The organism is Microvirga lupini (genome assembly GCF_014191055.1).
Classification (GTDB): Bacteria; Pseudomonadota; Alphaproteobacteria; order Rhizobiales; family Beijerinckiaceae; genus Microvirga; species Microvirga lupini_A.
Map to the genome: position 1 here is coordinate 799,277 of NZ_JACHWB010000003.1, position 26,997 is coordinate 826,273.

27 protein-coding genes are annotated in these 26,997 nt (G+C 60.8%); 12 read left to right on the forward strand and 15 right to left on the reverse strand.

Going from position 1 to position 26,997, the window contains the following annotated elements:
• Nucleotides 1–3: 3 nt before the first annotated feature.
• Both FHR70_RS15270 and pobA read right to left on the reverse strand, forming a co-directional pair.
• Nucleotides 4–2,088: a TonB-dependent siderophore receptor gene (locus FHR70_RS15270; protein ID WP_183451561.1), complete on the reverse strand. Its 2,085-nt coding sequence runs from the start codon at nucleotides 2,086–2,088 to the stop codon at nucleotides 4–6.
• Between the two features lie 285 nt (nucleotides 2,089–2,373).
• Nucleotides 2,374–3,543 carry a 4-hydroxybenzoate 3-monooxygenase gene (gene pobA / locus FHR70_RS15275; RefSeq protein WP_183451563.1) on the reverse strand — a complete coding sequence of 390 codons (1,170 nt, stop codon included), beginning with the start codon at nucleotides 3,541–3,543 and terminating at the stop codon, nucleotides 2,374–2,376.
• A 140-nt stretch (nucleotides 3,544–3,683) separates the two neighbouring features.
• Here pobA and FHR70_RS15280 point away from each other — a divergent pair, with 140 nt between their 5' ends.
• Entirely contained in the window at nucleotides 3,684–4,589 is a 906-nt protein-coding gene (locus FHR70_RS15280) for a helix-turn-helix domain-containing protein (protein ID WP_183451565.1), read from the forward strand.
• Between the two features lie 218 nt (nucleotides 4,590–4,807).
• Here FHR70_RS15280 and FHR70_RS15285 read toward each other — a convergent pair whose 3' ends face one another.
• Genes FHR70_RS15285 through pcaD form a run of 8 tightly spaced genes read right to left on the reverse strand, consistent with a single transcriptional unit; the run spans nucleotide 4,808 to nucleotide 11,352 of the window.
• Nucleotides 4,808–5,875, reverse strand: coding sequence for a 3-carboxy-cis,cis-muconate cycloisomerase (locus FHR70_RS15285; protein ID WP_425487867.1), 1,068 nt, complete (start codon nucleotides 5,873–5,875; stop codon nucleotides 4,808–4,810).
• An 11-nt stretch (nucleotides 5,876–5,886) separates the two neighbouring features.
• A complete protein-coding gene (gene pcaF / locus FHR70_RS15290; RefSeq protein WP_183451567.1) occupies nucleotides 5,887–7,092 on the reverse strand; it encodes a 3-oxoadipyl-CoA thiolase in 1,206 nt (401 codons plus the stop codon).
• A gap of 1 nt (nucleotide 7,093) precedes the next feature.
• Complete coding sequence (locus FHR70_RS15295; protein WP_183451569.1) at nucleotides 7,094–7,882, reverse strand: CoA-transferase subunit beta; 789 nt, start codon at nucleotides 7,880–7,882, stop codon at nucleotides 7,094–7,096.
• Between the two features lie 2 nt (nucleotides 7,883–7,884).
• The gene (locus FHR70_RS15300; protein WP_183451571.1) at nucleotides 7,885–8,730 is read right to left on the reverse strand and encodes a CoA transferase subunit A; all 846 of its coding nucleotides are present in this window, start codon (nucleotides 8,728–8,730) and stop codon (nucleotides 7,885–7,887) included.
• Between the two features lie 22 nt (nucleotides 8,731–8,752).
• Nucleotides 8,753–9,379 (reverse strand): protocatechuate 3,4-dioxygenase subunit alpha, encoded by a 627-nt coding sequence (gene pcaG / locus FHR70_RS15305; RefSeq protein WP_183451573.1) that lies wholly within the window; start codon nucleotides 9,377–9,379, stop codon nucleotides 8,753–8,755.
• Nucleotides 9,379–10,104 (reverse strand): protocatechuate 3,4-dioxygenase subunit beta, encoded by a 726-nt coding sequence (gene pcaH, locus FHR70_RS15310; protein WP_246408175.1) that lies wholly within the window; start codon nucleotides 10,102–10,104, stop codon nucleotides 9,379–9,381. The genes pcaG and pcaH overlap by 1 nt, the downstream gene beginning before the upstream one ends.
• A gap of 53 nt (nucleotides 10,105–10,157) precedes the next feature.
• Entirely contained in the window at nucleotides 10,158–10,526 is a 369-nt protein-coding gene (gene pcaC, locus FHR70_RS15315) for a 4-carboxymuconolactone decarboxylase (protein ID WP_183451708.1), read from the reverse strand.
• 31 nt (nucleotides 10,527–10,557) lie between these two features.
• Nucleotides 10,558–11,352: a 3-oxoadipate enol-lactonase gene (gene pcaD / locus FHR70_RS15320; protein ID WP_183451577.1), complete on the reverse strand. Its 795-nt coding sequence runs from the start codon at nucleotides 11,350–11,352 to the stop codon at nucleotides 10,558–10,560.
• A gap of 216 nt (nucleotides 11,353–11,568) precedes the next feature.
• Between pcaD and FHR70_RS15325 the strand changes: the two genes are divergently transcribed.
• Nucleotides 11,569–12,351, forward strand: a complete 783-nt coding sequence (locus tag FHR70_RS15325) for an IclR family transcriptional regulator (protein WP_183451579.1) — start codon at nucleotides 11,569–11,571, stop codon at nucleotides 12,349–12,351.
• Here the strand turns inward: FHR70_RS15325 and FHR70_RS15330 are convergent.
• Nucleotides 12,339–13,187 carry a 3-oxoadipate:acetyl-CoA acetyltransferase gene (locus FHR70_RS15330; protein WP_183451581.1) on the reverse strand — a complete coding sequence of 283 codons (849 nt, stop codon included), beginning with the start codon at nucleotides 13,185–13,187 and terminating at the stop codon, nucleotides 12,339–12,341. The genes FHR70_RS15325 and FHR70_RS15330 overlap by 13 nt on opposite strands.
• Before the next feature lie 259 nt (nucleotides 13,188–13,446).
• Here FHR70_RS15330 and ccoN point away from each other — a divergent pair, with 259 nt between their 5' ends.
• From ccoN to FHR70_RS15380, 10 genes are all read left to right on the forward strand, one after another.
• Complete coding sequence (gene ccoN / locus FHR70_RS15335) at nucleotides 13,447–15,081, forward strand: cytochrome-c oxidase, cbb3-type subunit I (RefSeq protein WP_425487870.1); 1,635 nt, start codon at nucleotides 13,447–13,449, stop codon at nucleotides 15,079–15,081.
• An 11-nt stretch (nucleotides 15,082–15,092) separates the two neighbouring features.
• Nucleotides 15,093–15,827 carry a cytochrome-c oxidase, cbb3-type subunit II gene (ccoO, locus tag FHR70_RS15340; protein WP_183451585.1) on the forward strand — a complete coding sequence of 245 codons (735 nt, stop codon included), beginning with the start codon at nucleotides 15,093–15,095 and terminating at the stop codon, nucleotides 15,825–15,827.
• A 12-nt stretch (nucleotides 15,828–15,839) separates the two neighbouring features.
• Nucleotides 15,840–15,995: a cbb3-type cytochrome c oxidase subunit 3 gene (locus FHR70_RS15345; RefSeq protein WP_183451587.1), complete on the forward strand. Its 156-nt coding sequence runs from the start codon at nucleotides 15,840–15,842 to the stop codon at nucleotides 15,993–15,995.
• Nucleotides 15,996–15,999: 4 nt separating this feature from the next.
• Nucleotides 16,000–16,884 (forward strand): cytochrome-c oxidase, cbb3-type subunit III, encoded by an 885-nt coding sequence (gene ccoP / locus FHR70_RS15350; protein ID WP_183451590.1) that lies wholly within the window; start codon nucleotides 16,000–16,002, stop codon nucleotides 16,882–16,884.
• Nucleotides 16,885–17,018: 134 nt separating this feature from the next.
• Nucleotides 17,019–18,482 carry a cytochrome c oxidase accessory protein CcoG gene (gene ccoG, locus FHR70_RS15355; RefSeq protein WP_183451591.1) on the forward strand — a complete coding sequence of 488 codons (1,464 nt, stop codon included), beginning with the start codon at nucleotides 17,019–17,021 and terminating at the stop codon, nucleotides 18,480–18,482.
• 11 nt (nucleotides 18,483–18,493) lie between these two features.
• Complete coding sequence (locus tag FHR70_RS15360; RefSeq protein ID WP_183451593.1) at nucleotides 18,494–18,991, forward strand: FixH family protein; 498 nt, start codon at nucleotides 18,494–18,496, stop codon at nucleotides 18,989–18,991.
• A 13-nt stretch (nucleotides 18,992–19,004) separates the two neighbouring features.
• Entirely contained in the window at nucleotides 19,005–21,245 is a 2,241-nt protein-coding gene (locus FHR70_RS15365) for a heavy metal translocating P-type ATPase (RefSeq protein WP_183451594.1), read from the forward strand.
• Nucleotides 21,246–21,249: 4 nt separating this feature from the next.
• Complete coding sequence (gene ccoS, locus FHR70_RS15370; protein ID WP_183451595.1) at nucleotides 21,250–21,399, forward strand: cbb3-type cytochrome oxidase assembly protein CcoS; 150 nt, start codon at nucleotides 21,250–21,252, stop codon at nucleotides 21,397–21,399.
• Complete coding sequence (locus FHR70_RS15375; protein ID WP_183451597.1) at nucleotides 21,396–22,511, forward strand: hypothetical protein; 1,116 nt, start codon at nucleotides 21,396–21,398, stop codon at nucleotides 22,509–22,511. The genes ccoS and FHR70_RS15375 overlap by 4 nt, the downstream gene beginning before the upstream one ends.
• Before the next feature lie 138 nt (nucleotides 22,512–22,649).
• Entirely contained in the window at nucleotides 22,650–23,336 is a 687-nt protein-coding gene (locus FHR70_RS15380) for a helix-turn-helix domain-containing protein (protein WP_183451598.1), read from the forward strand.
• A gap of 171 nt (nucleotides 23,337–23,507) precedes the next feature.
• On the opposite strand, the gene FHR70_RS15385 is transcribed toward FHR70_RS15380, so the two are convergent.
• The 4 genes from FHR70_RS15385 to FHR70_RS23760 form a co-directional block, all read right to left on the reverse strand.
• Nucleotides 23,508–23,876, reverse strand: a complete 369-nt coding sequence (locus FHR70_RS15385; RefSeq protein ID WP_183451601.1) for a response regulator transcription factor — start codon at nucleotides 23,874–23,876, stop codon at nucleotides 23,508–23,510.
• Nucleotides 23,877–23,987: 111 nt separating this feature from the next.
• Complete coding sequence (fixJ, locus tag FHR70_RS15390) at nucleotides 23,988–24,599, reverse strand: response regulator FixJ (protein ID WP_183451603.1); 612 nt, start codon at nucleotides 24,597–24,599, stop codon at nucleotides 23,988–23,990.
• Entirely contained in the window at nucleotides 24,589–26,115 is a 1,527-nt protein-coding gene (locus tag FHR70_RS15395) for a PAS domain-containing sensor histidine kinase (RefSeq protein ID WP_246408211.1), read from the reverse strand. The genes fixJ and FHR70_RS15395 overlap by 11 nt, the downstream gene beginning before the upstream one ends.
• Before the next feature lie 675 nt (nucleotides 26,116–26,790).
• Nucleotides 26,791–26,997, reverse strand: a 207-nt coding sequence (locus FHR70_RS23760; protein WP_210277619.1) for a hypothetical protein, incomplete at its 5' end; no start/stop codon positions are given.

Below are 26,997 nucleotides of genomic sequence, written 5' to 3' on the forward strand. Positions count from 1 at the left end.
TGCTCACCACCGGTAACGCAAGCTCGCGATGAACTTGCGGCCTTCGTCGAAATAGCAGTAGTTCGACGTGCAGACCTGCCCATCCTCATCGAGGAGGTTGGTGGCGTTCACCTGGAACCGCAGCCCCTTGAGGCTGGGATTGATGTTCTCCAGATCGTAGCGGATGGCCGCGTCGAGATAGGCACGGGCATCATTTTCGATCACAGGACGATTGAGATTGTCGCCAAAGCTCTCGCCGACGTAGCGGATGCCACCAGCGATACCGAGCCCCCTCGCTGACCCGTCCTGAACCGTATAATCAAGCCAGAGCGAAGCCATGTGATAGGGCACGCTCGTCAGCTGATTTCCCTCCGTTTCAGGAGTGAGCCTCAGGATGCGTGCGTCCGTATAGGAGTATGAGGCTTGGACGCTCAGACCTTCAGCCAGAGTGGCGACGCCTTCAAGTTCGAATCCCCGGGAGCGCAGATCGAGCTGAACCTGCTGGTTGGTTGCGTCAACGACCTGATAGATCACTGCATTATCTTGGCGAAGATCGAAGATCGCAGCGCGAAGGGATGCGTTCATGCCAGGGATGTCATACTTCACGCCGGCTTCAATCTGTTCGCCAGTTGTCGGCTCGGCGACGCCGCCGTTGAGGACGGTGCCGGGATTGGGCGTGAATGAGGTTCCATAGCTCACATAGGGAGCAAGGCCGAAGTCCGTCACATAGCCGAGGGCGGCTCGGCCGGTGAATTTCGCATCGCTCCGGTCATACTCAAATCCGGCAGTGTCATACTCGCTCGTCAGCCAATCGTGACGACCGCCGAGGGTCAGGCGCCACTTCCGCCACTTGAGCTGATCCTGGATGTAGATCCCGGTTAGGGTCTGTGTTTGCTCTTCCCGATAGGAGAGAGCCGGGTCCACTCCAATCGGAATGGTGGCATCGAAACCCTGCTTGGAGATATAGCTTAGGCGGCTGATGTCCAAGCCAGTCAGGATCGTATGATCGATCTCTCCGGTCCTCAGGTGGCTTTCGAGATGGGTATCACTGACGATGCCCCAGTTGTTCTCGCGGGTCAGTCCCGAGCCTCCATAGACGTATTCCTGATTTGTGCCGAGTGCCGAGAAACGTGTGCGCTGGCGCAGAGTGAACATGTCGCTGAAGCGATGCTCGAACTCGTAACCAATCCGACCTTGCTGCTGCCGGAAGTCGTTGTAGCGACGGTCGCCAGCGTAAACCCTGGTCGCTCCGATCGAGAGGCTGGTAGGATTGCCGGACGCATCCGTCGCATAGTTGTTAATGTAGGCTGCAGTACCGCCCGTGTTCGAGTCCATGTACTCGCCGAGGATAGTCAGGGTCGTTGCGTCGCTCGGTCGCCAAGTGAAGGCTGGGGCAATGAAGACGCGATCATCGGGAACGGCAGCGATTTCGGTTCCAGCATGCCGGACGAGACCTGTCAGCCGGTACAGGAGAGTATTGTCGGATGCGACCGGGCCGGAGAGATCGAAGCTGCCCTGCAGGCGATCATATGATCCGGTCTGAATTTCGACCTCCCGGAACGGCAGGAAGGTGGGACGCTTCGAGATCAGATCCACAATTCCGCCCGTACTGCTTGCCCCATAGATTGAGGCGGCAGGACCTCTCAGGATCGTAATCCCCTCAAGGCCGTAGGGCTCGAGACGAAACAGGCCGTTAGGGCTGTTGACTTGGCGCAGACCATCGCGGAACACGCCGGTGTAGGTGACATCGACGCCGCGAATGGAAAACGCATCATATCGCGGGTCGAACCCGTAATTTCCAACCCGCGTTCCTGGCGTATAGGAGACAGCATCCAACAGTGTCTGCGGCTTGCGATCCTCGATCTGCTGCTGGGTGACGGTTGAGATGGATTGCGGCGTCTCAAGAAGCGGTGTGTCGGTTTTTGTTGCGCTGCGCGATGACGTGGCGACATAGCCGCTGGCCGTGATCGGGCCGCCCTCACCTTCTCTCTTTCCCTCGACAGTCACCTCCTCGAGCTGGATGACCCGCTGCTCACTGGTCTGAGCGAGCGTCTTTTCTGGGATAAATGCAAGGGCAGTGGATGCAAGGAGCACAAAAGGGAGCTTCACAGTGGAAACCTTCATTACACAACGATAGTTTCCGCCTAGCAGTGACAGTTAATATGAGTCAAATACTTTAGTTTTTAATTATTATAACTTGAGATATCAAATTTATACACATTCTAAATTTAAATTAGAAGGGTTCTATATTCTAGCGATCTGGCCGCATACCCTTAAACGGTCCAACCGCCAACTCAGTGCTGTTTCTAAAGAGAGCGGCATTCAAACATCAGGAAGAAATACACAAAGATTTTTAGGCCGACTGATGAGCGACGACCCACTAGTCAAGCGGGCTCAGAGGGGCAGCCCAGTGTAGTTCTCGGCCAGCGAGCGTGACGCAGCCGTGGAGCTTCTGAGGTACTCGAACTCCGCTCTTTGAATGCGCCTGCCAAAGGCATCCGTATCCGGAAAGGTGTGGAGAATGGATGTCATCCACCAGGAGAACCGTTCAGCCTTCCAAATCCGTGACAGCACACGGGCGGAATAGCTATCGATTCCGGCTGAGGATCGCTCAGTGTAGACCTCGATCAGGGCCTCGGCTAAAGCGGCAACATCACTGGCGGCGAGGTTCAAGCCTTTGGCTCCCGTCGGCGGCACGATATGAGCTGCGTCCCCTGCAAGGAAAAGGCGGCCGAAACGCAAGGGCTCGGCCACGAAGCTTCTCAAAGGTGCAATGGATTTTTCGATTGACGGACCTGTCAGGAGCTTATCGGCCGTTTCTTCGTTAACGCGCCGTCGCAGTTCGTCAAAGAAGCGCTGGTCCGACCATTCCTCGACCCTGTCGCTGGACGGTACCTGAATGTAGTAGCGGCTGCGGGAGGGGGACCTCATGGAGCAGAGGGCAAAGCCGCGCTCGTGATGGGCATAGATCAGTTCATCGGCAACTGGCGGCCTGTCGACGAGAATCCCGAGCCAGCCAAAGGGATAGACTCGTTCAAACGTTCGCAGCGCGTCCTGAGGAACACTGGCGCGGGAGACCCCATGGTATCCATCACAGCCAGCAATGAAATCGCAGGCAAGCTGATGCTCGACACCATCCTTGACGTACCGTAGCTTCGGCGCGTCTCCATCGAAGGCATGCAGAGAGACGTTCTCCGCTTCATAGATGGTCGTCAGGCCCGAGCTATCACGGGCCTGCATAAGGTCGCGGGTGACCTCTGTCTGTCCGTAGACGGTGACCGTGCGGCCGATCAGTTCCCGGAAGTTGAAGCGGTGCCGGTTGCCATCGAAGCAGAACTCGACGCCGTCGTGGACGAGACCTTCCGCATGCAGCTTGTCGCCGACCCCTGCCCTATCCAGGAGTTCGACCGTGCCCTGTTCCAGAACGCCGGCCCGGATGCGACCCAGGACATATTCCTGACTGCGGCGCTCTAGGATGACAGTTTCGATCCCGGCATTCTCCAGAAGCCTTCCCAGCAGGAGCCCGGCCGGGCCCGAGCCGATAATGGCAACCTTCGTACGCATGGCAATCTCCCCTGCGGGTCACTGAAACATCCATTTCTGTTAGTTCAGGATGAACCTCTACAGTCCATTGGCCAATAGACAAAGCACGCATAGGGTTGGACATTTCGAACATACGGCGGAACTTGACGGAGCGAACGTTCGTGGCCAGCGGCACCATTCCAAGCTATGCTCTCTATGGAGAACCTGGTGACGATCCTAGTGCCGAGTGGGTCCATTGCGAGGCGATTCAGACCCGCAGTCACTTGCACAATTACAGGATTCAGCCTCACCGGCACGAGCAGCTATTCCAGATCCTTCATCTCACAGGCGGCATGGCCGAGATCCTCATCGACGGTCGGAGCACCGAACTCAGCGGCCCCTTCGCCATCACCCTGCCGCCGATGGCTGTGCATGGCTATGCGTTCTCGCCCGACGTCAGCGGCACGGTTGTGACACTCTTCGAAAGCCGCCTATCGCAGATCCTCGCCGACATGAGCGGCGTCCGGGACATCTTTCGGTCGGTGCAACTGATCCGTCTTCACGAACATGAGCACCTTGCGCAAGCCTTGGCAGCCGATATGGCATCTCTCGCGGCGGAATTTGCAGGTCGAGCCTCTGGACGCCTGGAAGCGATCGAGGCACGACTACTGCTCATTCTTATCGCCTTGCATCGGATCCAAGGTTCAGGTCAGGGTACCCTTTATGGGCCGGGTCAGAGGGCTCGTGGACATGCTTGGCGTTTCCGCGAACTCATTGAGAAGAACTACCGCAGCCATCAGCGCGTGGAGGTTTATGCCATCAGGCTGGGCCTGACCCCGCCTCACCTCAACAGGATCTGCCGCGAGCATTTCGGTGACACGGCGCTGGGCATGATTCACCAGCGGCTTATCCTTGAGGCCAAGCGCTACCTCACCTTCACGACCTTGACTGCTAAGGAGATCGCACTTGCACTCGGCTTCGAGGACCCTGCTTATTTCACGCGCTTCTTCAAACGGCAGACAGGCGTTTCGCCTTTGGCGTTCCGGTCAATGCAGCAGAACACGACGGCTGAGGCGCCTACCCGGTAGAAACCCCCGGAGCCAAATGACGTTACCTCCGCGAGGAGGTGCCCATGTCCGATACAGATCGAAAGAACCCCGGGGATGAGGATGCGCCGGGCACGAAGCAGACGGGAGAAAACATCTGCCCGAGCTGCAGCGGATCCGGTCGCCAGGGTGAGAAGTCCTGTCTGGATTGCGGCGGTTCAGGTCGGATTATCGCTATCGTGGGCGATGCTTGAAGGCCGTCAGTTCTTGGCCTTCGAGGCGGAGAAGCTCATTGAGCGGACCACTGCTTGGGCGTTTCTCAAGCCTGCGGCCGCCGTAACAACCATCTGCGGCAGAACCATCCATTCGAGAGTCCAGGAGGCGCCGGACCGCTCGTTCTCATGGACGAGAGCCTGATGCAGGGTGCCGAGAAGGCCTGCATTGAATCGGGCCAGGGTCACGAGTACCTCTGCCAGAACGGGATTGGACTTGTGCGGCATCGCCGAGGAGCCGCCGCCCGTTGCGAGACGCACCTCGCCCACCTCATTTTGCGCCATCAAGGCAATGTCCTGTCCGATCTTCCCCAGGGTTCCGGACAGGAGTGAGATGAGGGACGCGAATTCGCCGATCCGATCGCGTTGAGAGTGCCAGGATGGCGCCGAGCGTAGATCGAGGATCTCAGCCATTACGTCTGCAACGGCATCGCCATGTCCCTTCAACTCAGCGCGGGTGCCGACAGGCCCGCCGAGTTGAATCGCCAGAAACCGTAGCGCAAGCGCCTCAAGGGCATCCCGGTGCCGTTCCAGCGGATGGAGCCAAGTTTCGAGCTTGTCGGCGGCGGTAAACGGAAGTGCCTGCTGCATACGGGTATGCGCCATCAGGAAGGTCGCACCATCACGATCCTTCAGCCCCCGAAGGGAATGAATCAACACATCGAGCCGAAGCCCGAAGATCTCGATCACCCGTTTAAATCGGAGCATGAGAGCCGTGTCGATGATATCCTGGCTCGTCGCTCCCAGGTGCACGGCCTTGGCGTGAGTCTCGCCGACAGCGGCTCGAAGCTGCCTGACGAAGGCCGGAACAATCACTCCGTCCTGTGCCAGACCTGCAGCCAACGCAGGCCAATCGGCTTGAAAGGAGCCGCAGACTTCTGCAATTCGCCTTGCCGCTTCATCGCTGATCAATCCGGCCTGCGCCTCGGCCTGAGCAAGAGCAGACTCGACGCGCAGCATCGCCGAGAGCTCGGCCTCATTAGAAAACAACGCCCCCACCTCCTCGTCACCGACGAGAGCCTGCAGCAAGGGGTATGGGAGCGTCGTTGCCATCATGATGTGGAAGCTTAAACAGCCTCGAGGGCGATGGAAATGCCCTGCCCTACGCCAACGCACATGGTGGCCAGAGCGCGCTTCTTGCCTCTGAGCTTCAGTTCGAGCGCGGCCGTGCCGGTGATGCGGGCGCCCGACATGCCGAGCGGATGTCCTAGGGCTATGGCGCCGCCGTTCGGGTTCACATGCTCGGCGTCCTCCGGGATGCCAAGTTCGCGAAGAACCGCAAGGCCTTGGCTGGCGAAAGCTTCGTTCAGCTCAACCACGTCGAAGTCCGTCGGCTTGAGGCCCAGGCGGGCGCAGAGTTTCTTCGTGGACGGTGCCGGTCCGATGCCCATGATCCGCGGCGGCACACCGGCCGTCGCTCCGCCGACCACGCGGGCAATCGGCTCAAGACCGAACTTCCTCACCGCCTCCTCGGAGGCGACGATCAGGGCTGCCGCACCGTCATTGACTCCGGAGGCATTGCCGGCCGTCACCGATCCTTCCTTGCGGAACGGAGTGGGGAGTTTCGCCAACTGCTCCAGGGTGGTGTCGCCGCGGGGATGCTCGTCCTTGTCGATCACAACCGGGTCGCCTTTCCGCCTTGGGATTGTGACCGGCACGATCTCCTGCGCCAGGCGTCCATTGGTCTGGGCCGCTGCAGCCTTCTTTTGCGAGCGCAGGGCGAACGCATCCTGATCCTCGCGCGAGATGCCGAAATCCGCCGCCACGTTCTCGCCGGTCTCCGGCATGGAATCGATGCCGTATTGCTGCTTCATAAGCGGATTAACGAAGCGCCAGCCGATGGTGGTGTCGAAAATCTCGGCATTACGGGAGAAAGCCGTATCCGCCTTGGGCATCACGAATGGCGCCCGCGACATGGATTCGACGCCGCCGGCGATCATGATTTCGGCCTCACCCGCCTTGATCGCGCGGGCCGCGGCAATGACGGCATCCATGCCCGAGCCGCAGAGACGGTTCATGGTCGTGCCGCCGATGGAGCCAGGAAGCCCCGCGAGCAGCACCGCCATGCGGGCCACGTTGCGGTTGTCCTCGCCAGCTTGGTTGGCGCAGCCATAAATCACATCGTCGACCGCCTCGAAGTCGAGTTTCGGATGGCGCTCCAGCAGTGCCTTCAGGGGCACCGCGGCGAGGTCGTCGGCCCGCACGCTCGACAGGGCACCACCATAACGACCGATCGGCGTGCGCACATAGGCGCAGATATAGGCTTCACGCATCTTAAGCTCCCTTCTTGCGCCCATGCGCCCGCTCGGTTCTGGCCTGAAGCTCGCGCAAGGTGGTGAGTTCGAGTTCGGAGGGTGGAGGTGTCTCCTCAAGGCGCTCGGAGAAGCGCACCTTCCAGCCGCAGGTCTCCTGGACGATATCGCGGGTCACGCCGCGATGCATCGACGCGACCGTGAACTCCTTCGTCTCCGGGTCCGGCTTCCAGATGGCTAGATCCGTGATCAGGAGCGTCGGCCCTTTCGTGGTGATGCCCAGGCGCTCGCGATGATTGCCACCCTCGCCATGGCCGAAGGAGGTGTAGAACTCGATCTTGTCGACCATCCCGCGGGTCGTCTGCTTCATGGTGATGAAGACCTCTTTGCAGGAGGTGGCGATCTCAGGGGCCCCACCGCCACCGGGCAGGCGCACCTTCGGCTTATGATAGTCGCCGATGACCGTGGTGTTGATGTTGCCGAAGCGGTCGAGCTGGGCGGCTCCCAGGAAGCCGATGGAAATGCGCCCACCCTGGAGCCAGTACCGGAACATCTCGGGCACAGACACGGTGGTGATCGCCGTTTCGCAGAGTTCGCCGTCGCCGATGGAGAGCGGCAGCACGTTGGGCGCTGTGCCTATAGTACCGCTTTCATAGATCAGGGTGATGTCCGGCGCATGGGTGAGCCGCGCCACGTTGCAGGCGGCCGACGGAGCGCCGATGCCGACGAAGCACACGTCGTCGTTCGACAGGGCGCGCGCCGCAGCAATCGTCATCATCTCGTTGGGGGTGAAGCCGGAGAGGTTCGTCATTATTACAATCCCTTCACCCGGTTCGCGAAGGCCTCGGGCCCAACTTCCAGCACGTTCTCCTTCATCCAAGCCGTAAAGAGGTCACGGTCGGCGGAGATCTTGTCCCACTCGAGGTAGGCCGCGTTGTCGCGGTCGTAATAGCCGTGCGTGTAGGATGGATGGGCGCCGCCTGGAACATGAGCAATGGACGATACGGTCCAGTGCGGCAGCACGCAGAGGTTCGGGTGGAGGTCGTCGAAATCTTCCACGATCTCCTCGACCGTAACCACCGAACGCTTGGAGGCCAGCACGGCTTCCTTCTGCACGCCGATGATGCCCTCAATCAGCACGTCGCCGCGCCGGTTGGCCTTCTGGGCGTGAATGATTGCGACATCGGGCCGATGGGCCGGCACCACCGCGAGTTCTTCGCCGGTGAACGGACAAGTGATGCTCTTGATCGAGGGATTGACCTCCTTCAGGCCCGCCCCGCGATAGCCGCGGAAGACGGCGCAGGGCAGCCCTGCTGCGCCCGCCTCATAGGCGTTAGCCATAGCTGCGTGGCTATGCTCCTCGGTTCCGATGGCGCGGGGCCAGCTGTTCTCGATGGCATCACGCATCCGGCGCAGGAGGCCGACACCCGGATTTCCCGCGTAGGAGAAGATCACCTTCTTGGCCAAGCCCATGCCGATCATCTGGTCATAGATGATGTCGGGGGTCATGCGGATCAGGGTGAGATCCTTGATCCCCTGTCGGATCACCTCATGGGCGGCGGCATGAGGAATGAGATGGGTGAAACCCTCGAACGCGACGGTATCACCGTCGCGCAGGTTCTCAGTAACAGCCTCGCGGAGGCTCTGAAATTTGGCCATGATGAGCTTTCGGGATCGATGGTCAGATGTCGAAGAACACGGTTTCCTTCTCACCCTGCAGGTGGATGTCGAAGGTGTAGGTCGGCAGCCCGTTCTCCTCGCTGCGGGTGGCGATCAGGGTCTGTACCCGATGCTTGTGCTCGATGCGGGCGAGAACCGGGCATTGCGCGTTCGCCGCCTCCTCGTCGCTGAAATACATCCGGGTGTGCAGGCCGATGTTGATGCCGCGAGCGACGATCCAGAAGGTGATATGCGGCGCCATCGGGCGCCCGTCCTTGTAAGGTACAAGACCGGGCTTGATCGTCTCGAAGCGGTATTCGCCCGTGACGCCGTCCGTCGGCTGCCGCCCCCATCCGACGAAATTGGGATCAGCCTTGCCGCGCCTCTCCTCCGGGCTGTTGTAGAGCCCATCGGTATCCGCCTGCCAGATTTCGATCAGGGCGTCCTTGAGCGGCGTTCCGCTGCCGTCGAACACACGTCCCTTGATGATGACCCGTTCACCCTTCGTGTCCGGGCCGACGATCATGAGCCCAAGGTCCTCCTCCCAGACGCCTGTGATCTCGACCCAGTTCGGGGTGGCGCCGATATGGATGTAGGGACCTGCGGTCTGCGAAGGGGATTCCCTCAGCGTCGTGAGCTTTTGAACCATCAGTTCCCCTCCATCCGGTTCTCGAACATGGTCGAGCGGCGTCCGCGCAGTACGATGTCGAACTTGTAGGCAAGCGAGTCCATGGGCAGTGTCGTATTGCGGTCGAGCGCGGCGATGAGCTGTTCAATGCCTGCCTTGTCGGGAATGGTCGAGACGATCGGGCACTGCCAGATCATCGGATCGCCTTCGAAATACATCTGTGTGATGAGACGTTGGGCGAAGGCATGGCCGAAGATCGAGAAGTGGATATGCGCCGGGCGCCAGTCATTGACCCCGTTCGGCCAGGGATAGGCACCGGGCTTGATGGTCCGGAACCAATAGCGACCTTCCTCATCAGTGATGGCACGCCCGCAGCCGCCGAAATTCGGATCGATGGCGGCCAGATAGGTTTCCTTCTTGTGACGGTAGCGCCCTCCGGCATTGGCTTGCCAGAACTCCACCAATGCGCCTGGAACCGGGCGGGCATTTTCGTCCAGCACGCGGCCATAGACGATGATGCGCTGCCCGATGGGGTCACCCGTCTTCGCGAAGTTGCGGATGAGGTCGTTATCGAGCGGCCCAATTTTGTTGTGCCCGAACCGCGGCCCAGTCATTTCCGAGATGGTGTTGTCCAGCGACAGCAGGGGGTATTGCGGCGAGCGCAGCACCGACGTCTTGTACTGAGGCGTGAACGCGGCCGGATGCCAGCTCCGATCGCGCTGATAGAATGATCCCTGATCCGACATTCCTGGCTCTCCCATGCTGCGCCAGCAAGGCACAACGCCACCGACCCGACCCGTTATTCCCGGTGATCGGAATCTGATTCCATTTCCGCGTAGGTTTTCTTGACAATTTTGATGGCGTGGTTGGCCGCGGGCACGCCCGCATAGACGGCTACGTGCATCAATGCCTCTTTGATGTCGTCCTTCGTCGCGCCCGTATTGCGCGTGGCGCGGACATGCATCGCAACTTCATCGTCCTGCCCGAGAGCGGCCAGGAGCGCGATGGTCACAATGGAGCGCTCCCGCTTGGTGAAGTGCGGCCGCGACCAGACCGAGCCCCAAGCCCCCTCGGTGATGAAGGTTTGGAAGTCGGAGTCGAAGTCCGTCATCTGGGCCGTCGCCCGATTCACATGGGCATCGCCCAGCACCTGGCGGCGAACGGCCATGCCGGCCTTGTAGCGCTCGCTCTCGTTCTTCTCAGACAAGTCCGGCCTCCTGAAGATGCTGTTTGATGAGCCTTGAGAGTTCAGCAGGCTTCTCGACGCAGGGAATGTGTCCCGCCCCCTTGATGAGGGCGAACCGCGCGTCGGAAATCAGATCGGCGGTTCCTTTGACGACGTCTGCCGGCGTCGAACCGTCCTGATCCCCTGCCACGCACAGCGTCGGCACTGCAATCCGTCCAGCATCCGACCTCAGATCCGCATCGCGGATTGCCGCGCAGGTGCCCGCATAGCCGTGGGCCGGGGTGCGGACCAGCATGTTGTGCCACCCGGCGATGTCATCCGCCCGTGTCTCGTGGAACAATGGGGTGAACCAACGCTGGAGGACGGCGTGGGCAATCGGCTCGATACCGCCCGCTTCGACGGCGCCGATCCGGTCGGCCCAGAGTTCGGCTGTGCCGATCTTGGCCGCCGTGCAGCAGAGGGCGATGGACTGCACCCTGTCGGGCACCCGCACGGCCATGCGCTGTGCGATCATACCCCCGACGGAGAGCCCGACGAGAGATGCCTTAGCGATTTGAAGGTGGTCGAGGAGCGCGAGGAGATCGTTCGTGTGATCGTCGATGGTGTAAGGCGCCGGCGGCGCATCGGAGAGACCGTGTCCTCGCTTATCGTAGAGAACGACCCTGAACCGATCCGTGAAAGCCGGAACGACCTCCTGCCAGATCCGCAGGTCACTTCCGAGAGAATTGATGAAGGCGAGAGCCGGTCCATGGGACGGTCCGAACACTTGGTAGTGAAGAACGATGCCGTTGACGCGTGCGAATGCCATTTCTCACCTCATGCAACGAGCCGACGCGTAGCGAAGCCAGTCTGTACACAACCCTTCAGCACAACACGGTTCAACCCTATCAGGGATTGGAACCTCACCCAAAAGTTCAAGGTTGTGTGCGCCATGCGAACATTGAATATCATATCGCACATGTAGTACGATCCTAAGACAGGCTGTCAAGGCTACCAAAGTCCAGCCGCCGCATTTGGAGAGTGAATGCAGGACTTTTCGATTGATGTTCAGGCTGGTGCGGACCGGGATTTCGTTGCAAGTCTCGAGAAGGGACTGCTCGTGATCGAGGCCTTCGATGCCGCCCGGCCGCGGCTCACCCTGTCCGATGTCGCCAAGCTGACCGGCATGACCCGCGCGGCTGCCCGGCGCTATCTCTTGACCCTTACCAAGCTGAACTATGCCGAATCCGACGGTCGCTACTTCAGCCTGACCCCACGCATTCTACGCCTCGGTTATGCCTACCTCTCCTCCGCCTCGCTCTCAATGCAAGTCCAGCCTTTTTTGGAGCGGATATCCGAAGAGACAGGAGAATCCAGCTCGGCAGCGATCCTTGATGGCGATGACATCGTCTACATCGCCCGCTCGGCCACGCGCCGGATCATGTCGATCGGGCTCGGGGTGGGAAGCCGGCTCCCCGCCTACTGCACCGCTCTGGGCCGCGCGATCTTGGCTCACCAGCCGGGCGACGTGCTCGGTGCCTATCTGCATCGTGTTCACCTCGAAGCTCGCACGCCCAAAACCGTTACGGACAAGGCCGAGTTTCAGGCCCTCCTCGAAGAAACCCGCGCCCAGGGGTATGCCGTGGTGAACGAGGAGCTTGAGTATGGGCTTCGCTCCATCGCGGTGCCGGTCGTTCAAAGGAACGGCAAGGTGACCATCGCGCTCAATCTCAGCGCCCAGGCCGGGCGTATCTCGGCCGAGGAGATGGAGGAGCGGTTCCTGCCTCTTCTCAGATCCGCCAGCGAGACGCTGCGCTACATGCTCTGAGCCGCAGCGATCGGGCGGCATGCCAGGAGCATCCGCGCCTCGTCGGGCGTGGCGGCGCGGTGCCCATGCCTCTCAACAGCGAGCACCGCATGTTCCACCAGTTCGGCATTGCTCACCGCAAGGCGGTCCTTGGTGATGCGAATGTTGTCTTCGAGGCCGGTGCGGACCGCATCGGCGCTACGGGCAAGAGCCCAATCCATCACCTTGGCTTGGTGCCGGCCGATGCCCGCGGCCGTCCAAGTGCAGGTTGGGAAAAGGTGTTTGGCCTCCTTCAGGAGAATATCGAGCAGTCGTTCCTCGGCGGGCAGTGCATTCTGCACGCCCATGACGAACTGGATATGCGGCTGCTCGTCCATGAGCCCCTTGTCGGCGAGGCGCCGTGCCGCGTGGAGGTGGGAAAGGTCGAAAATCTCGATCTCCGGCCGAATCCCGAGATCTTTCATCTTGCCGGCCATGTCCTCAACGAGGCTCGTGTGGTTCTCGTAGACGATGGTCGGGAAGTTGACGGAGCCGGTGGACAGGGAAGCCATGTCCGGGCGCAGATGAAGCGCACTGCTGCGCTGGCTCGGATCCCGCCCCCGCCCGCCGGTTGAGAATTGAACGATCATGCCAGGGCACCGCTCGGCGATTCCGGCCTGAACGGCTGCGAAACGCTCGGGATCGGAAGAGGGCGTCTCGTCGTCGTTGCGCACATGGATATGGACGAGCGTGGCACCGACCTCATAGGCCTGCCGCGTCGATTCGATCTGCTCGGCCGGCGTGATCGGCACGGCCGGGTTGTCCTTCTTGCGCGGAACCGATCCCGTGATCGCGATGGCAATGACGACAGGTTTCACGCCCTTTCTCCGACCTCAAGTTCCAATACCCCATCAGGAGACATAGAGCACGGAAGCCCAAGGAGAACAGTCTCCCGCCAGTAGGGTCAGATCTATCCCTGCAGATCATCGCCTTGGGGCAGATGACCGGTTTGATCTGCATCAATGCTCCCTACCGCCCCCCCTCCTAAAGGAGTCTACTGACGGTAAAGCTCACGGCTTTGCCGATAATCTCAAAAGGTCGAAGCCTATGGCTCAAGCGGTAGCACCCTCAAAGGGAATGACCTTCGGCGAAGCGGGCTCAGCCCTTGCCTTCGCCGGATTGGCACTTCTCAGCATCATCATCGCGGCGAAGGCCTATACGCCTGAATACGCCTTCCATGCCTATCTTTTCGCAGCGGCCAGCGTCGCGTCCGTTTTCGCGATCGTGAACCGGTACTATGAACGTCCCGCTCAATTGCCTCCGCAGACCATTGGCGGCAAGCCGAACTACAATATGGGGCCGGTCAAGTTCGCGACCATCGCGTCCGTGATCTGGGGAGTCGCCGGCTTCACCATCGGCCTCCTGATCGCCCTCCAATTGGCGTTTCCGGCTCTCAACTTCGACACGTCGTGGCTGTCCTTCGGCCGGATGCGACCGCTGCACACCTCGGCGGTGATCTTCGCCTTCGGCGGCAACGTGCTGATCGCCAGCTCCTTTTACGTCGTTCAGCGCACCTGCCGCGCCCGCATGGTCGGCGACATCGCCCCCTGGTTCGTAGTGCTGGGCTACAACTTCTTCATCGTGATCGCGGGCACGGGGTACCTGCTCGGCATCACCCAGGGCAAGGAATATGCCGAGCCCGAGTGGTATGCCGACCTGTGGCTGACAATCGTCTGGGTTGCATACCTCCTGGTCTTCCTCGGCACGATCATGCGCCGCAAGGAACCCCACATCTATGTGGCCAACTGGTTCTATCTTGCCTTTATCCTGACCATCGCTGTCCTGCACCTGGGCAACAACGCGACCATCCCGGTTTCGATCTTCTCGCCCAAGAGCTACATCGTCTGGTCGGGCGTGCAGGATGCCCTCGTGCAATGGTGGTACGGCCATAATGCGGTCGGCTTCTTCCTCACCGCGGGCTTCCTGGCCATCATGTACTACTTTATCCCGAAGCGGGCCGAGCGGCCGGTCTATTCCTACCGCCTCTCCATCATTCACTTCTGGTCGCTGATCTTCATGTACATCTGGGCAGGTCCTCACCACCTGCACTACACCGCCCTGCCCGACTGGGCTCAGACGCTCGGCATGGTGTTTTCAGTCATGCTGTGGATGCCCTCCTGGGGCGGCATGATCAACGGCCTCATGACCCTCTCGGGTGCCTGGGACAAGCTCCGTACGGATCCCGTACTCCGCCTGATGGTCGTGTCGGTCGCCTTCTACGGCATGTCGACCTTCGAAGGCCCGCTCATGTCGGTGAAGGCCGTGAACTCCCTGTCGCACTACACCGACTGGACCATCGGCCACGTTCACTCCGGCGCTCTCGGTTGGGTGGCCTACGTGTCCTTCGGGGCGATTTACTGCCTCGTTCCGTGGCTGTGGAACAAGAAGGAGCTCTACTCCATGAAGGCCGTCTCCTGGCATTTCTGGATCTCGACCCTCGGCATCGTCCTGTACATCTCGTCGATGTGGGTCGCCGGCATCCTTCAGGGCCTTATGTGGCGCGCCTATACCGGCCTTGGCTTCCTTGAGTACTCGTTCATCGAGACGGTCGAGGCGATGCATCCCTTCTATGTCATCCGTGCACTCGGCGGCGCGCTCTTCGTGGCCGGCTCTCTGATCATGGCCTGGAACGTCTGGAAGACGATCTCGGCCGGGCAAGAAGCTGAGGAATTGTCGCACGCCACACAGCCCGCGCTGATCGCTGCGGAGTAAAGGAAACGACCATGTCTTTCTGGTCCCGTCATAAAATCTTCGAGACCAACTCGATTATCCTCGTCCTCGGCGTGCTGATCGTCATCTCGATCGGCGGTCTCGTGGAGATCGTGCCCCTCTTCTACCTGAAGAGCACCATCGAGAAGGTGGAGGGCGTCAGGCCCTACACCCCACTCGAGCTGGCCGGACGCAACATCTATGTGCGCGAAGGCTGCTACAACTGCCACAGCCAGATGGTTCGTCCTCTGCGTGACGAGGTCGAGCGCTACGGCCACTATTCGCTCGCGGCCGAGAGCATGTACGACCGGCCGTTCCAATGGGGCTCCAAGCGCACCGGCCCGGATCTCGCCCGTCTCGGGAACAAGTATTCCGACGACTGGCACCGGGATCACCTGAAGGATCCACGCGCCGTGGTTCCGGGTTCCATCATGCCGAGCTATCCTTGGCTCGAGCAGAACGAGCTTGATGCAAAGGCCATCGCGCAGGATTTGAAGGTTCAGGCGACCCTCGGCGTTCCCTACTCCGAGGACATGCTGAAGAAGGCCGAGAGCGACATCCGCACTCAAGCCAACGCGGATGATCCGAACACGACCGATCTCGCCCAGCGCTATCCGAACGCTCAGTCGCGCAATTTCGACGGAAATCCGCAGAAGGTCACCGAAGCGGACGCCCTGATTGCCTACCTGCAGATGCTCGGCACGCAGGTCGACTTCAAGCTCTACGACAACAAGGCCAACGTGCGCTGAGGACCGACGATCATGCCAGCCGCATACAAGTTCTTTGCTGAATTCGCCCAGACCTGGGGGCTCCTGTACTTCGTGGGGGTCTTCCTGACAGTGCTGATCTACGCCCTCGCCCCCTCACGGAAGGACCGTTTCGACGCGGCCTCCCGCATGCCTCTCCAGGAGGACTGATCCCATGGCCCATGAGACACATGAACAGGTGGACGCCGTCACAGGCGTCACCACAACCGGCCATACCTGGGATGACATCCAGGAGCTCAACAACCCATTGCCACGCTGGTGGCTGTGGACCTTCTACCTGACCATCTTCTGGTCCGTGCTATACGCCATCGCCTATCCGGCGATCCCCATGGTGTCGACCTACACCAAGGGCGTACTCGGGTGGCAGTCGCGAGAGGCCGTTGAGGTGGATCTCGCGGCCTTGAAAGAACAGCGCTCCGGCATGACGGCAAAGCTTGCCGCGAGCTCGCTGGACGAGATCAAGCAGGATCCCGAGATGTTCGCCTTCGCGCGGGCTCAGGGCAAGGCTTCCTTCGGCGACAACTGCGCGCCCTGCCACGGCGCAGGCGGTGCAGGTGCCAAGGGCTACCCGAACCTGAACGACGACGATTGGCTCTGGGGCGGTTCGCTTGCCCAGATCGAGCACACGATCCGCTACGGCGCCCGCTCCACCAGCGACCAAGGCCATTCCGGCACCATGCCGGCCTTCGGCCGTGACGGCATGCTCAAGCGGGAGGAAATCTCCCATGTGGCGGACTACGTCCGCTCCCTGTCGGGCCTACCGACTGACAAGACAGCCGACCTGAACGCCGGCGCCAAGGTCTATGCCGACAACTGCGCCGCCTGCCATGGCGACAAGGGTCAAGGCATGCAGGAACTCGGTGCTCCCAACCTGTCGGACAAGATCTGGCTGTTCGGCGCGGATAAGGCCACGATCATGGAAGGGCTGCACAATGGCCGCGGCGGCGTGATGCCGACCTGGCACGGTCGCCTCGACGACACGACCATCAAGGCCCTGACCCTCTACGTCCATTCTCTGGGGGGAGATCAGCGCCCCTGAGAAGTCCAGGTACTGCTGAATGGACAGGCGGCCGGGGGGCAACCTCCGGCCGCAGCTTGATTTGAATCAAGGCGGCCTTGGCGGTGCCATCGTATCCCAGCGTCATCAATATTTTGGTGATCGCGACGGATTCGATGGCTGACGCCCTTCTTCCCCATCCTCTTGGAGCTGTGGCCTCTGACGTGGACGCGCCGCTCTATGCTCCTCGCAAGCAGATCTATCCGCAGGCCGTGAAGGGCCGTTACCGCACGATCAAGTGGGTCGTGCTCGCCATCACCCTCGGCATCTATTACTTCCTGCCCTTCATCCGCTGGGATCGTGGTCCTAACGCCCCGGACCAAGCTATCCTGGTCGATCTGGCCAACGGCCGTTTCTACTTCTTCTTCATCGAAATCTGGCCGCAGGAAGTCTATTACATAACAGGCCTCCTGGTTCTGGCCGCGCTCACGCTCTTCCTGATGAATGCCGTCGCTGGCCGGGTCTGGTGCGGCTATCTTTGCCCTCAGACCGTCTGGACGGATCTGTTCTATGCGGTGGAGCGCTGGATCGAAGGCGATCGCCGCGAACGTATGCGCAAAGACCAGCAGAAGCTCACCCTCAAGACCGCCAGCCAGAAAGGCCTGAAGCACTTCATCTGGCTCATGATCGCCTGGTGGACCGGCGGCGCCTGGGTACTTTACTTCGCCGATGCTCCGACGCTCGTCTATGAACTGGCGACGCTTCAGGCGTCGGTCGTCGCCTATGTCTGGATTGGGATCCTCACCTTCACGACCTACACACTCGCTGGATTCATGCGCGAACAGGTCTGCACCTATATGTGCCCCTGGCCCCGCATCCAGGCTGCACTCACGGACGAGTACGCCCTGAACGTCACCTATCGCTACGACCGGGGCGAGCCTCGCGGTTCGGTCAAGAAAAATGAGGTTCTGAAGCTGCAGGGGCTGCCTGCGGGTGACTGCATCGACTGCAACCAATGCGTCAATGTCTGCCCCACCGGCGTCGATATCCGCAAGGGCCTTCAGCTCGACTGCATCCAGTGCGGCCTGTGCATGGATGCCTGCGACAATGTGATGGTCAAGATCGGCCGTCCGCAGGGGCTGATCGCCTACGACACGGACATGAATGTCCAGGCCCGCATGGAGGGCCGGCCGGAGGTGCGCCGCATCGTGCGTCCCCGCACCCTCTTCTATGCCGGGCTCATTGCCGTGGTTGGTGCCATCATGATCACATCGCTTGCCATGCGGCAGAACATCTATCTGAGCGTGATGCACGATCGGAATCCGCTCTTCGTGCGCCTCTCGGATGGCGCGATCCGCAACGGCTTCACGGTCCGCGTCGCCAACAAGCATCTCGACGAGCGCCGCTATGCCCTCACGGTCAGGGGGCTGACGGATGCTAAGGTCGACGTGGTGGGCGGCGAGGTTGATCAGCAGGGGCGTGCCATCGTCACCGTCGGACCGGATCAGACCTTGGAGGCACGGGTGCTCGTCACGGATACGGCTTCAGTAGCCTCTTCATCGACCGATCTCGAATTCATCCTGACCGATCTCTCCAACGGCGACAAAGCCGCCACGAGCGATCACTTCAAGGCTCCCTAAGGATTGACGCCATGTCCTCCATTGCCACCACAACTCGGGCTTCTAGGCCGATCACCGGACGCACCGTCCTGATCTACTTCCTCAGCTTCTTCGGCATCGTCTTCGCCATGAATTTCTACATGGTGCGGGTCGCCGTATCGAGCTTCAGCGGCGTCGAGACTGAAAGCTCCTACAAAGCCGGGCTTTCCTTCAAGAACGACATCGCCGCCGCTCAGGCCCAGGATGCCCGCCATTGGTCGGTCGAAGCTAACCTTCAGCGCGGCGACAATCCGGGTGTGATTATCACCGCGCGCGATGCCCAGGGACAGGCGCTGGCGGGTCTGACCGCCGAGGTGCGCCTTGCTCATCCTACCGATAAACGTCGCGACCTGATGGTGGAGCTCGTGGAGCTGACACCCGGCCAGTTCAAGAGCCTCAGCCCCATGCCGAATGGCCCGTGGGATCTTGTTATCGGCCTCAGGCGCGAAACGGAAACGGTCTTCCGCTCGAAGAGCCGTGTCTCGCTCTAAGGATCCCTTCCCGATGACCGAAACCCTCGATCTTTCCATCTATGTCAAGCGCCAGGACGACGGCACATCCCACCTCGATCTCGCCATCGAGGGGATCGACTGCGCCGCTTGCATCGATGAAATCGAGGGCGGGCTGTGCCGACTGCCCGGTGTGGTCGAAGCACGCTTGAACTACACCAATCACCGCCTTGCCGTGGAATGGCGGGATGGAGAGCTGTCTCCCGCTGCTGTGGTTGAGGAGTTGCACCGGCTCGGCTATCGGGCTCACCCGTTCCAGTCCCGTCTCGTTGAGGAAGAGGAGACCCGCCGCGCCAAGTGGTTGCTGAAGTGCCTGGCGGTGGCGGGCTTTGCCTCCATGAACATCATGCTGCTGGCAGTGTCGGTCTGGTCCGGAAACGTCACGGACATCACGCCCGAGATCCGGGACTTCTTCCACTGGCTTGCGGCTCTCATCGCCCTGCCGGCGGTGGCCTATGCGGGGCAGCCCTTCTTTCAAAGCGCGATGGGGGCCCTGCGCAACGGCCGGACCAACATGGACGTGCCGATCGTCATCGGCATCCTGCTGGCGCTCGGTATGTCCGTGGTTGAGACCATTAACTCCGCCGAGCACACCTATTTCGACTCGGTGGTCATGCTCCTGTTCTTCCTGCTGTGCGGCCGCTATCTCGATCAGGCCATGCGCCGCAAGACCCGTGCCGTAGCAGGCAATCTCGCCGCTTACAGAGCCGAGGTCGCGCACAGGATTGAAGATAATGGCGAGGTCGTCCTGGTTCCCACAGCCGCGCTCAAGACCGGCAACCGGGTTCTCGTCCGTCCGGGCGAGCGCATCGCCGTCGACGGCGTCGTCATCTCCGGCTCCTCTGAGATCGACGAGAGCCTCGTGACCGGCGAAACGGCCCATCGGGCGGTTAGGGCCGAGAGCCAGGTTTATGCTGGGAGTATGAACTACAACGGCACCCTGACCCTGCGCGTGACTGCTTCGGGCAAGGGCACCCTTCTCGACGAGGTCGAGCGCCTACTTGAGAACGCGGCCGCGGCGAAATCCCGTTACGTGCAGCTCGCGGACCGCGTGGCCAAGGTCTATGCCCCTGTCGTGCATACGGCGGCGGTTCTCACCGCCATCGCGTGGATCTCGAGCGGCGCTTCGGTGCACGATTCACTGATCATCGCGATATCGGTGCTCATCATCACCTGCCCCTGCGCCCTCGCCCTTGCCGTGCCTGTGGTCCAGGTGGTGGCCTCAGGGGCTCTCTTCCGCGCTGGCGTGTTCCTCAATGCGGGCGATGCTTTCGAGCGGCTGGCGAAGGTCGATACCATCGTGTTCGACAAGACCGGCACCCTGACCCTCCCGACCATGAGTGTGGTGAATGTGGGGGACCTGGAGCCCGCTCTCCTGCAGGCCGCAAGTCGCCTGGCCCTTTCGAGCCACCATCCGCTGGCCGCGGCCGTGGCGCAGATGGCTCAGGATCGGCGCCCTTATGATGCCGCCGTAGAGGAGCCCGGTCAGGGTGTTCGAGCCATCGTCGGTGAAGTCGAGATGCGCCTCGGCAGCCCCGTCTTCTGTGACGCCGAGGGTGTGGCAAAGGAAGCCGCCGAGGCCGATCCTACCGCTTCTGCCATCGCCTTCTCTTGGGGAGATCAGCGCGCCGTGCTGCTGGTTCGCCAAGCCCTGCGACCCGATGCAATTGCCGTCGTCACGGAACTGCGCCAGCGCGGTTTCGATTGCCGTATTCTCTCCGGCGACAGACCCGAAGCCGTGGCTCCTATCGCAGCGGCTCTCGGCATCACGATGTGGAACGGGGGCTGCAAACCCGCCGAGAAGATCGAGGCGCTTGAAGCCCTGAAGGGGGAAGGTCGCAAGGTGCTCATGGTCGGCGATGGCCTGAATGATGCTCCGGCCCTGGCCGCCGCCCATGTGTCGCTGTCCCCGATCAGCGCTGCCGATCTGACCCAGGCTCAGGCCGACGCGGTGTTCCTCGGCGACAGGCTCAAGCCAGTACAGGAGACCATTGAGATCTCCCGCCGTGCCCACAGCCTAATGCGACAAAATCTGGGGATCGCGCTCGTCTACAACCTTATCGCGGTGCCGCTCGCCTTCTTCGGTTACGTCACTCCCCTCGTGGCGGCACTTGCCATGTCCGGGTCCTCGACTCTTGTGACCCTCAACGCACTTCGAGCCAGGGGCCGCACGCCTGCTGCCCCGGCTGAGCAAACTAACCCTGCCGATGCCGTTCCGGCGCCCCAAGGAGCCTGATCCCATGGACGTTCTGATTTACCTCGTTCCCATGGCCCTGCTGCTCGGACTGACAGGGCTCGCGGCCTTCATGTGGTCGCTCAAGAATGGTCAGTATGACGATGTGCAGGGTGCGGCCCTGCGCGTCCTGTCGGATGACGATGTCCGGAAATGAACTCCCTGGCCGCCATGCCCCGGGCGGGGCAGCTCGAATGCATCTGCGAACCCGGAGCCTTGGGTGAGAATGCTATGGACCGCCGGGGCACGCTGCTTCTGGCGACCGGCTTCGCCTTCTCCGTGCTCGCCCAGGTCCTGACCCTCAGCATCCTGCCTCTGGCGGGCCTGTCGCTGGCTCCCAGCCAGGGTTTGGCGAGCCTGCCCTACGCTGCCTTCTATATCGGGGCCGCCCTGGCGAGCCTCCCCGCCTCTCTCCTCCTGGACTCCTTCGGCCGCCGCGCCGCATTCTCGCTGGGTGCAAGCCTCGGAGCTGCCGGTGGCCTGGTGCTTGTCTGGGCACTCGTCTCCATGCATTTCGGCGCCCTGGTGCTTGGCGCCTTCTGGCTTGGAATTGCAGGTGGCTTCAGCCTCTTCTACCGCCACGCGGCCGTGCCAGTCGGAAGCCGGGGTGTCACTGCGCTCCTGATCGTCTTCGGAGCGGCAACCCTGGCTGGCCTAGCGGCTCCCAGCGTCGCTGGCTTGGCCGAAGCAGCAGGCCTTTCTCGGACTTTCGCCGGCACAGCCGCGGCAGCGGCATTGGCCCATGTCGCTTCTCTCGCGGCGACCGCAGCTCTGCCCTATCAAAGCCGACGGGAGCAGAAGACTGAGGCTGCTGTCCAGTTGGGCTGCCGCTCGATCCTTCTTCCTACCGCAATCGGTAGCATCGGATGGTTTGCCATGACAGCCTTGATGGGCGCCACTCCCATCGCGGTGATCGGCTGCGCTCCCTCGGAGGCTGTGGTCGGCACTGTAGCATGGCATGTCATGGCCATGTACGCACCGTCCCTGTGTCTAACCTTTCTTCCCCGGGCTGCCCGGCCTGTTCCCCTGTCCGCGGGAGGCTGCCTTCTTCTGGCAGTCGGCGCCATCGCCTTTGCCTTTTCGAGTTCAGTCGGCGGCTTCTCGGCCTCAGCCGCTCTGGTTGGAGCCGGGTGGTCTTTGATCATGCTCGGCACCACGCTCTGGGTGAACGGCCATGGTCCCGTCCCCCGCTGGCTCCTTGGCGCCCATGACGGCACACTCCTGGCAGGAGCAGTTCTAGGTGCTTTCGCGGCCAGCGCTTTGGCATGATCTTTTGAAGTAAAGGAGGCCCGAAGGCCTCAAGACCTCACCTCCGGTAAACCCCTTAGGTATCAGACCTGAATTTTAGCCCAGCCTGTTCAGCAGTACCCATGATCCAACGTCACTACACGAGATCACGAGGGTTCGATGCAGACTGCGCTCCTCACCAAGGCTTCCTCTTCGGCCCTTCCGCTCTTCACCCTGGAGGCTCCGCAGTTTCGCAAGGCTGGCGATGCCGCCACTCCGGCCGTTGGCTCGGTCCATTCCTATGCCAAGGAGGAGGAGATTTTCGCCGAGGGTGACCGCGCCGCTTATGTCTACAAGGTGCTCTCAGGTGTCGTTCGCACCTCCAAGCTCCTGAGCGATGGCCGCCGTCAGATCGATGCCTTCCACTTGGCGGGCGATATCTTCGGCATTGAGGCCGGTGACGAGTACCGCTTCTGTGCCGAGGCGGTCGGTGAGTGCGTCGTCATCGCTTACCGTCGCAACAATCTCAGTGCAACGATGGGCAATGATGCGCAGCTTGCGCAGGAAATTACGATAGGGATGATGCGCTCTCTCGTCCGGGCCCAGAATCACATGCTTCTGCTGGGCCGCAAGTCGGCTATCGAGAAGATCGCGACGTTCCTTCTCGAAATGGTTGAACGCACATCCGGCGATGATGCCCTTGACCTACCCATGTCACGCACCGACATTGCCGACCATTTGGGCCTGACGATCGAGACCGTCTCACGCTCGTTTACGCAGCTGGAGCGCCAGGGGATCATCGATCTTCCCTCCGCACGCCACGTCGTGCTGAGCAACAAGGCGGCCTTGGAGCGTCTGAACGCATAGCCCGAGAGGCGCGTTTCTTTTCCAACTCTGATGACACCAACAATATCAAGAGCCCTGCAGCCGCTAGAATGCTGCAGGGCTTACGTGTTGTCATAGCAGTTCGATTTTACGTGCTGGGCCATCCTTGCCCACTCGAGCAGGCCAGGAAAGTCTCAGGCTTGCTTCTTGAAGTCACGCTAGGGCAGCATGAATGCTGTCGAGCAGATCGCTGTCGTGGAGGGGTTTCTCGATAACCCTGCGAAAGCCGGACTTCTCCGCCCGGCCATGAAGATCATCGCTGACTTGGGATGCGATGAGGATCGCCGGGCTGTCAATGTGGCGCTGCCGCAGCCTCGCGACGAGCTCGATTCCAGTCATTCCCGGCATGTTGTAATCGATGACAAAGCACCCGTTCTGCGGCAGATCGGTCGCAGCCAGGAGTTCGGCGCCGTCCTTGAACAGGCGGACGGACAGGCCCTCTAGCTCCAGGGCAAACTTCAATGAGTTTCGGACCGCGGCATCGTCGTCTACGACGATGACCGGTCCCGTGAGCTGGGACATCGTTAAGAGCCTGACTGATCCTCGAATGTGGACAGAGCCGAGCGCAACCTGCCACATCCGTATTATGTACGAAGTGGACCAATTCTCTATTCAGGAATATCCCTTAAGGGCTTAAGCCACATCTATGAGCATAGCCAGGCGGACCAGTTCGGAGAGGCTTCTGGCCTGCATCTTTGCCATAACGTTGGCGCGGTAAATTTCCACCGTCCTGGGGCTGATGCCGAGATCGTAGGCAATGACCTTATTGGCCTTGCCAGCGACAAGCCCGTCTAGAACCTGCCGTTCTCGCTCCGAGAGGGCCTCAAACCGGGATTGGATCTCGGCTGTCTGAGCGCCTTGGTGGCTGTTCTTCTCATAACGTGAGAGGGCCTCACGCACGGTGGCCAGAAAGATATCGTCACCGAAAGGCTTTTCAAGAAAGTCGATTGCTCCTTCCTTCATGGCTTCGACCGCCATCGGCACGTCAGCGTGCCCTGTGATCACGATGACCGGCAACGCAATGGCTCGTTCCTTCAGGTGCCTGATCAGCTGGATGCCATCAAGGCCGGGCATTCGGACGTCCGTGACGATGCAACCTGCCTCTGCGCCTGCAACCTCGTCAAGGAAGGCCGATGCCGATTCATAAAGGCGCACAGGAAGGCCTTCTGATGCCAGCAGGAAGGCGAGCGACTTACGTACCGCAACGTCATCATCAACCACATGCACGGCCACATCACTCGGCATTCGTCATCTCCTCTCGCTTGATCATCCTGAGAGTAAAGTGAAACGTCGTTCCCTCACCCTGTTTCGAATCCGCCCAGATCTTCCCACCATGCGACTCCACGATGGTCCGGCAGATCGAGAGCCCGACGCCCATGCCGTGCTTCTTTGTGGTCACAAAGGGCTGAAACAACTGCGCGGCAACCTCAGGAGCAAGCCCTGGCCCTGTATCCCCCACAATCAGCTCGACGTGATTATCATCGACCAAAGCCGTCGCAATCCTCAGCTCCCGCCGCGCGCTCTCCTGCATGGCCTCGATGGCATTCCGGATCAAGTTGAGCAGAACCTGCTGAACTTGAATTCGATCTGCCAGGACGTAGGGAGCCTCCGGGTCGAGCTGGAAGACGACCCGCACACCCTGCTCCTTGGCCCCGACGAGGGATAATGCGCTGGCTTCCTCGATGAGCTTGGGCAAATTCTCGACATGGCGCTCACTCTCGCCTCGAGCGACGAACTCGCGCAGATGACGGATCACCTGCCCCGCTCTTAACGCCTGTTCGCCGGCTTCGTTGACCGCATCACGAAGCATGGGAACCGCGTCCCCGTCCATCCGCTCCAGGATCCGGCGGCAGCCTTTGAGATAGTTGGTAATTGCCGTCAGTGGCTGATTGATTTCGTGGGCCAGCGTAGAAGCCATCTCGCCCAGTGCGGTAAAGCGTGACATATGGACAAGTTCGGATTGAAGCTCCTGCAGCCGCGTTTCTGTCTGCTGCCGCTCGGTCAAATCCCGAATGAAGCCCGTAAAGTAGCGGATGCCTCCGGATCGCATCTCCCCCACGGCCAATTCCATGGGAAAGGTAGAGCCGTCCTTGCGTTGCCCGACCACGACACGCCCGATCCCGATGATCCGTCTTTCCCCCGTGCTCAGATATCGATGCATGTAGCCGTCGTGCTGTTCCCGATAAGGATCCGGCATGAGGATCTTGATGTTTTCGCCAATCACCTCCTCCGGTTCGTAGCCGAAGAGGCGAACCGCCGTCGCGCTGAACGATTGGATGCGAGCCTGCTCATCAATCACGACCATGGCGTCCGGAACCGTCTCCAGGATCGAACGTAGATGAGCTTCTCGCGTCCTCAGAGCCTCCTCGGCCGTGATCCACTCCGTTATGTCGCGGGTGACCATGGCAAAGCCGCCGCTCGCGGCGTCGCGCCCTGTTACCGGAGTGAGCGTAACCCTTGCCATGAAGGTGGAGCCGTCCTTGCGTGATCTTAACCCTTGAGCCTCGTAGCGTCCTCTTTCCCGGATCACCTGGAGTTCCTGGAGCAGCCTGTCAGGCGATGGAGCTTCATTTCCATAAAGAAGGGTGATCGGTTGCCCGACCATCTCACCTTTGGTCCAGCCATAGATGAGCTCCGCTCCCCGGTTCCACGTGGCAATCATTCCATGAGCATTCAGGGTAACAAGAGCTATGTCCGTGACCGCATCGACGATGAGCTCGGCAGTTACATCGTTGGGATAAGATTGAGTGGCGGGTGGCAGCGTCAATGAAACCTCATATCATCCGTGCGGGGCGTAGTTGCTTGGCTGTGTCCCGAAAGGCGGCGAGCGGTTCGCTCTATAGCATACCTCCAGCACGACATCTCCCGCACGACAGAACCTCATCATGCTCCTACTCGAACGCACTCCGAGGAGTGGATCAGGCGTTGAGGCAAACCCTACATGTACACAGAGAAACACCATATCCCTTTAGGGGTTCAACCGGAACTCCCAAGCGCTCACGTCCTGCCCTTTGGCTCCTTCCTCTGTATTTTCACAAAGTCCTTGCAAAGTGTGGTGGGGTGTTTATATCGGCGCTTCCTTTGGGCTGATTGGGGTCTGAGGGGCTTTCTCCTGCATGGCGGGCATGGTGGGTCTGGGGCTTTGCGCTTCGGGCCGGGTGTGCTGTGCGGGGTGGGCCTGGGTTTCATCCGGGTTTGTCCAAGAGCTTTGGCGGTTCGACGGGGTCGGGCGCGCTGGTGTGGCTCCTCTGGCGGTTCTTGTCCGGCATGGGCTGCGGGTTTTGGCCTGGCAGCAAGGTCAGCGCAGAAATGATCTCATTTCTGTGAACGGGAAGACTGTATCTGTACTTGTGCGGCCACAGCATTCTCTCGAAAAGAACTTCGGAATTCTTTTCGAATGCTGTTGACAGCGGCCGGGCCTTGGACTAGAACATCTTCATCGACGGCGGCCACTGAGTGGCTGGCCTGACGGGGCCTTGAGGATCCTGAGCGCTTTGGGCGACTGGGATGGTTTGAGGTTCTCTTCTTCGTCTTGTGGCGGGGAATTTTGCTCTTTGACATTGTTGAGAGGGGAAGAGAAGCGTAGGCGGCGGTGTCCTTGCGCCGGTTCTTTGGAGCCGGGTGAATAGATACCGACCTGATC